Source organism: Haloparvum sedimenti, from assembly GCF_001462205.1.
Classification (GTDB): Archaea; Halobacteriota; Halobacteria; order Halobacteriales; family Haloferacaceae; genus Haloparvum; species Haloparvum sedimenti.
Map to the genome: position 1 here is coordinate 49,184 of NZ_LKIR01000122.1, position 5,104 is coordinate 54,287.

At 69.8% G+C, this 5,104-nt stretch carries 6 protein-coding genes and 1 pseudogene; 3 read left to right on the forward strand and 4 right to left on the reverse strand.

Annotated features, from left to right (window positions below; translation table 11 throughout):
* Positions 1-244 precede the first annotated feature (244 nt).
* Positions 245-394 carry a 50S ribosomal protein L40e gene (locus AN233_RS09025; RefSeq protein WP_058366462.1) on the reverse strand — a complete coding sequence of 50 codons (150 nt, stop codon included), beginning with the start codon at positions 392-394 and terminating at the stop codon, positions 245-247.
* A 98-nt stretch (positions 395-492) separates the two neighbouring features.
* Positions 493-762 carry a thioredoxin gene (gene trxA, locus AN233_RS09030; RefSeq protein WP_058366463.1) on the reverse strand — a complete coding sequence of 90 codons (270 nt, stop codon included), beginning with the start codon at positions 760-762 and terminating at the stop codon, positions 493-495.
* A 163-nt stretch (positions 763-925) separates the two neighbouring features.
* On the opposite strand from trxA, the gene AN233_RS09035 reads away from it, so the two are divergent.
* The 3 genes from AN233_RS09035 to hisE all read left to right on the forward strand — a co-directional run bounded on the left by AN233_RS09035 (position 926) and on the right by hisE (position 2,164).
* Positions 926-1,087 (forward strand): preprotein translocase subunit Sec61beta, encoded by a 162-nt coding sequence (locus AN233_RS09035; protein ID WP_058366464.1) that lies wholly within the window; start codon positions 926-928, stop codon positions 1,085-1,087.
* A 151-nt stretch (positions 1,088-1,238) separates the two neighbouring features.
* Complete coding sequence (gene pdxT / locus AN233_RS09040) at positions 1,239-1,838, forward strand: pyridoxal 5'-phosphate synthase glutaminase subunit PdxT (protein WP_058366465.1); 600 nt, start codon at positions 1,239-1,241, stop codon at positions 1,836-1,838.
* Positions 1,835-2,164 (forward strand): phosphoribosyl-ATP diphosphatase, encoded by a 330-nt coding sequence (hisE, locus tag AN233_RS09045; RefSeq protein WP_058366466.1) that lies wholly within the window; start codon positions 1,835-1,837, stop codon positions 2,162-2,164. Before pdxT ends, hisE begins: the two co-directional genes overlap by 4 nt.
* A gap of 26 nt (positions 2,165-2,190) precedes the next feature.
* On the opposite strand, the gene AN233_RS09050 is transcribed toward hisE, so the two are convergent.
* Positions 2,191-4,452, reverse strand: a complete 2,262-nt coding sequence (locus AN233_RS09050) for a hypothetical protein (RefSeq protein ID WP_058366467.1) — start codon at positions 4,450-4,452, stop codon at positions 2,191-2,193.
* Between the two features lie 219 nt (positions 4,453-4,671).
* A pseudogene (locus AN233_RS18390) lies at positions 4,672-5,007 on the reverse strand (site-specific integrase); the annotation flags it as partial.
* Positions 5,008-5,104: the final 97 nt, after the last annotated feature.

A 5,104-nucleotide genomic window follows, 5' to 3' on the forward strand; every position in this document is an offset into this window, starting at 1 on the left:
GGTCCACGAGGTGATCGCCCGCGCCCGCGAGCGCGCCGCGCTCCGAGAGCCGAAATATCCCGAGGAGTAGCGGTCGATAGCGGTCGATAGCGGTCGATAGCGGTCGATAGCGGTCGATAGCGGTCGATAGCGGTCGATAGCGGTCGATAGCGGTCGATAGCGGTCGATAGCGGTCGATAGCAGTCCCCCCGACGCGGTCGCTGGCGGGAAGCGGTGTCGAAAAATGGCGGCCGCGGTCGCCCGATTACGCCGCGCGGCGTTCCTTCGCCTTCGGGCGGAGCTTCGTGTAGCCGCACTTGCGGCAGCGGTTCGCCTCGGAGGCGTTGCGGGCGTTACAGCGCATGCAGATCTGTCGGTCGAGGTTGCGTCGTTCCGCGGCGTCGAAACTGGCCATGTGGAGTGAGAGTGCGCGGGCGCTGTAAAACCTTGCGAGACGGTCCGGGGGCAAACGGTCGGGTCGGGGTCCGGGAGAGAACTGTCGGAACGGCCGGGTCAGGCGCCGGCTTCGCTCAGCGCCGCGTCGATGTCCTCCTTCTGCGTGACGCCGACGAAGCGGTCGACGACGCCGTCGTCGTTCTCGACGATCAGCGTCGGGAGCGAGCGGACCGAGTACTGGTTGGCAACGTCCTGCTCCTCGTCGACGTTCACCTTCTGCAGTTCGAAGGCGTCTCCGCGCTCCTCGACGATCTCCTCGAGGATCGGGTCCTGCGTCTTACACGGGCCACACCAGTCGGCGTAGAAGTCCAGGAGTCGAACGGTCATTGTGCGAACACGGGTAACCGCGGCGCGCGCATAAGGGTTTCCCACCCGTTCACGACCCCCGCATGAGCGGTCGCCCGCCCTGCCGGCGGCGACGACCGCGGCCCGACGGAGACGCCCTGACTGAGACGAAACGTTTACGCGGGTGCGCGGCGCAGAGCCGTGTATGAGCAGTGGTCAGAACTCCGGCGGCCTGATGTCCAGTGCGGGCCTCGTCCGCTACTTCGAGTCCGAGGACCGCAACGCCATCAGGATCGACCCCAAGACGGTGCTGGCGTTCGCCGTCCTCTTCGGCGTCTTCGTCCAGATCGTCTCGCTGGCGGTCTGAGGCCCCCCTTTTCGACGCGGCCGCGCCCGTGACCCCTCGCGAGCCGCCGGCCCGTCCAGCGTCTCCCGCGAACGGCCACGAGTGAGCGCTCGCCGGCGAGCGCCCGCCGGCGAGCGCGCCCTTTTTGCACGTCCCCGCCGCACGTTCGCACATGAAGGCAGGCGTCATCGCCGTGCAGGGCGACGTGAGCGAGCACGCCGACGCGATCCGGCACGCGGCCGCCGCGCACGGCGAGGAGGCGGAGGTCGTGGAGATCCGGAGCGCTGGGCTCGTCCCGGACTGTGACGTGCTGTGCATGCCGGGCGGCGAGTCGACCACCATCTCCCGGCTGATCCACCGCGAGGGGATCGCGGCCGAGATCCGCGACCACGTCGCGGCCGGCAAGCCCGTCCTGGCGACCTGTGCCGGGCTTATCGTCCTCTCGCGGGACGCGAAGGACGAACGGGTCGACCCCCTCGGCCTGCTCGACGTGACCGTCGACCGAAACGCGTTCGGCCGACAGAAGGACTCCTTCGAGGCGCGCATCGACGTGACGGGGCTCGAGGAACCGTTCCCCGCGGTGTTCATCCGCGCGCCGCTTATCGACGAGGTGGGCGACGACGTGACCACGCTCGCGACCGTCGAGGACCGGCCGGTACTGGTCCGCCAGGGGCCGATCGTCGGTACCTCCTTCCACCCCGAGCTGACCGACGACGACCGCATCCACGAGCTCGCCTTCTTCCCCGACGAGCGCACGGAGGTGGCGGCGTGAGCGACCCGGACTCGGACGATGGGGCAGAGCATGACGCGCTTCCGGCGGACGTGCTCGACGACCTGTTCGCGACCATCGAGGCCCGCAAGCGCGAGCTCCCCGAGGGGTCGTACACGGCATCGCTGTTCACCCACGAGAAGGGGGAAAACGAGGTGCTCGAGAAGATCGGCGAGGAGGCGACCGAGACGATCCTCGCCGCGAAGGACGACGACCGCGAGGAGCTGACCGCCGAGAGCGCCGACCTGGTCTACCACCTGCTCGTACTGTTGGCGATGAAGGACATGGACCTCGACGACCTGCGCGGCGAGCTCGCCGACCGTTTCTGAAGCCGATCGAGAACCGTCCCCTTGAGCTAGAGCTTCTCCGACTCCCGTGCCTGCGCCGCACGCCGGTCCGCCTGTTCGAGTCGGCGCTTGGCCGCCCGCGATAGGGGGTCCGGCACGTCCCCGCTCGCCTCCGCGAGCCTGTCGCCCGCCCGCCGGAGCCGCTCCGCGACGACCTCCAGCTGGCGGTCCGTACCGCCGCGGTCGCCCGACTGCGCCCGCTCGGTCGCCTTCTCCGCGGCGTCGACCACGGCCTGAAACGCGCGGGCGAGCCCCTGTACTGCGTTCCCGGAGCCGCCGGCCGTGCCGCCGGTTCCGTTGTCGTCATCGTCGTCATCCTCGTCGCCGTCCTCGTCGACCAGCGCCGCGACCTCCGCCCGCGTCTCCTCGGCGATGTCGGCGAGGAACGCCGCCAGCGACGCCTTCCCGGTCTCCGGGCGGTCGATGCTGACTCCGTCCTCCGAGTCGGGGTCGGGGTTGACGCGGTACGCCCCGACCGCGTCGTCGGCGTCGCGAACCTCGGTCGTGTACGCGCCCCCCGCGTGGACGTAAAGCGCGTCGCTCCCCGCGGCGGCCGAGTCGTAGATCCGGCCGGCGAAGTCGTCCTCGACGGCGACTGCTGAGAGACTCGCGGTATCGCCCGCCCCGCTCGCCGTGTTCTCGGTTACGGTCTCCTCGGTCGCAGTCTCCTCGTCCGAACCGGCGTCATCGTCTCCGTCCCCGTCGCCCGCCCCGACCGTCAGCTTCGTCGCGTTCTCGCGGGCGACGAGCGGAACCTCCCCGTCGACGCCGGCGACCGTGGGCGCGTCGCCCTCGTCCGCGACCGTCACGCGCTCGCTGTGGGGGGCGCGGCCGGCGCCGTTGACGGTGAAGCGGTGCTCGCCCGCGGGCACGTCCTGTACGGCCGCGACGCCGCCGAACGTCGGAACCGCCTCGGGGTCGCTCTCCAGCAGGACGACCGACTCCACGCTGCCCGCAACCGTGGTCAGCCCCTCGCCGTCGGGCGCGTCCTCGTTCGTGACCGCCTCGGTGACCCGCGTGACGACCGCATTGAGCCCGCCCGCCTCGCCGACGGCCTCGTAACGGTCGGCCAGCTCGGCGCGGTGGTTCCGGGCGGTGATGTCCGCCGCGGGGTTCTCGTAGCGGGGCTGGTCCCACGGCACGCCGGTCGTCGTGATGTGGCCGGCGACCGCGTCCTCGACCGCCTCCGGGACCGAGAACTCGAAGCTCAGCTGTGGGCCGGTAAAGGCGGCGATGTGCTCGATCTCGCTCGTCGGGACGAGGTCGTAGGCAACGTCGGTGTCGAGGTCGGCCTCGGACCGCGCGGTGTCGTCGCTCCCCTCGTCTCCCTCGCTCGCCGCGGGGCGGAACACCAGCCCGGTCTCGCGCGTGGGGAGGTCGGTTGGCGGCGACTGCAGCGCGTCGAGCGAGCGCACGGTGAGCGCCTCGTCGACCAGCGACTCCCGCGTGACGGACGGGAGTCGGTCGTGTTCGTGGAGCGGCGCGCCCTCGTACTCGGGGACGACGTAGGGGAGCCGCCACCCTTCGTCCCGGGGGAGCCCGTACGCGAGCGGGACCTCCGCGAGGTCCTCGATCCCCTCGATGGCGGTGTTCGTGACGTCCGCGAGGAGGTCGCCGTCCGGCAGGCGCTGGAACCGGTCCGGCACGTCGTTGATCGACAGCGTGCTGGAGTGTGACCCCAACTCGGGGAGGATACGGGGGACTGCGTCCGGGTCGGGGTCGAGAAACTCGTTGTTCGGCACTTTCCGGGAGTGCGAACTCGCGACGAACAGCTGCGGGTCGCCGGAGTCGTCGTCCACGAAGACGTGCAGCACCTCCCAGTCGTGCCAGTGGAAGTTGGTCGTGAACTGGTCGAACGCGGAGTAGAACCAGAACTGGGCGACCGACAGCGGCGAGTCCGCGTACTCGACCGCGCGGTAGAAGACGGTGGGGTTCGGCGGGGTCGGAGAGCCGTCCTCGCCGTCGGCGCTTCCGTCGAACCGCTCGTGGTAGCCGTCGAAGGCGTCGAAGCCGTCCACGACCGTCTCCCCGTCGCGCTCGCTCGTGTAGGGACGCGGGTCCGTCGGGAACCAGCGCTCGTGGGCGTCGAAGTACAGCGTCGGTGCGAACCGCTCCGCGAGCTCGCGGGCGCGGTCGTCGTCCGCGGGCATCGTCTCGGCGTCGACGCCGCGGTCGAGCGCGGAACAGCCCGAGAGCGAGGCGGCGCCGAGCCCCGCGACCGCGCCGAGGACCGTCCGGCGGTCGACGCCGGCGGCGTCCTCCCCGCTCATGGCTGGCGCGGGAGCGTGCACGCGTTCGTCGGCCGTGGCTCGCGGTGGTGCATCTCTACCGTTGAAGGCCGACTGTGGACAATAAGCCTTCTGGGGAGTGGGCGTGCGACGGGACGCGCAGCGACTGGAGAAGGCATGGGCCCTGCCGGTCCTCCCCTACGGCGCGGACGCTGCTTCGAGCTGGGCGACCAGACGTATCCGGTTGGGACTGTGAGTTCATCATGAATCTGGAAGGTAATCGCGACGCTGTTCAGACTTCTCGCGCGCACTCCGCCGGTCGTAATGTTCGTCGAGGATACCGCTACTGGCGTCAAGTCGATCGGAGACCACGCGCCGCGGAACGTCGTCCCGGCGGTAGGCGGTCACCCGACCGCTTCGAACGTCATGCGGCGACCGGGAAGAGGGACACTTACTCGCGAACCGCATCTCCGTTGCCTCGCAGGTTTCCACGTCCCGATCGTGGGGACAGGGAGCACCGCGCCAGCAGGGGCGAGTAATGCGGTAGACGGTATCGCGCAGGGTTGACACTGAGGCACGGCCGAACTTCGTACTTACGCTCTTCTGTAGGAGATTGTTGATAGAGTTCAGCTGCTGCTCTGAAATCGAAGAGGGCAAGGACACCGCGCTAGCGGTGTCCGACACGAATGATTCC

Excerpts from the sequence above, each read along its gene's own strand:
- pdxT (WP_058366465.1), top strand. The coding sequence starts at position 1,239 with ATGAAGGCAGGCGTCATCGCCGTGCAGGGCGACGTGAGCGAGCACGCC.
- trxA (WP_058366463.1), bottom strand. The coding sequence starts at position 762 with ATGACCGTTCGACTCCTGGACTTCTACGCCGACTGGTGTGGCCCGTGT.
- AN233_RS09025 (WP_058366462.1), bottom strand. The coding sequence starts at position 394 with ATGGCCAGTTTCGACGCCGCGGAACGACGCAACCTCGACCGACAGATC.
- AN233_RS09050 (WP_058366467.1), bottom strand. The coding sequence starts at position 4,452 with ATGAGCGGGGAGGACGCCGCCGGCGTCGACCGCCGGACGGTCCTCGGC.
- AN233_RS09035 (WP_058366464.1), top strand. The coding sequence starts at position 926 with ATGAGCAGTGGTCAGAACTCCGGCGGCCTGATGTCCAGTGCGGGCCTC.